Below are 249 nucleotides of genomic sequence, written 5' to 3'. Positions count from 1 at the left end.
GCTCAGGAACGGTCAGCTCGGGGGCAAGGATTTGTTCCCAATAACCAGAAATCTCAAGCAGCGCGTGCCGCAGATAGTTCTTCAGAATCGCCCGATGCAGGGCCTTCTCGGTCTGCTCAATCAACTCTTCGATTTTGCGCGGGAGATAAGTGACATCGAAGTTCGGCGTGAGATCAAGCCGCGTCATGGCATCCAAAGTCATCGGCACATGTGCCGTGCCCAAGTCCTTACCGGCCAAGCCGGCATGCA

1 protein-coding gene is annotated in these 249 nt (G+C 55.8%); it reads right to left on the bottom strand.

The window, feature by feature from the left end; all coding sequences use genetic code 11:
• A partial coding sequence (locus ACZXDY_RS46755) for a hypothetical protein (protein WP_464350139.1) occupies positions 1-238 on the bottom strand: 238 nt, incomplete at its 3' end.
• Between the last annotated feature and the right edge of the window lie 11 nt (positions 239-249).

Source organism: Bradyrhizobium sp. LeoB3, assembly GCF_055456055.1.
The sequence above is the reverse complement of the archived record's forward strand: the minus strand, read 5'-3'. Positions and strand labels throughout refer to the sequence as shown.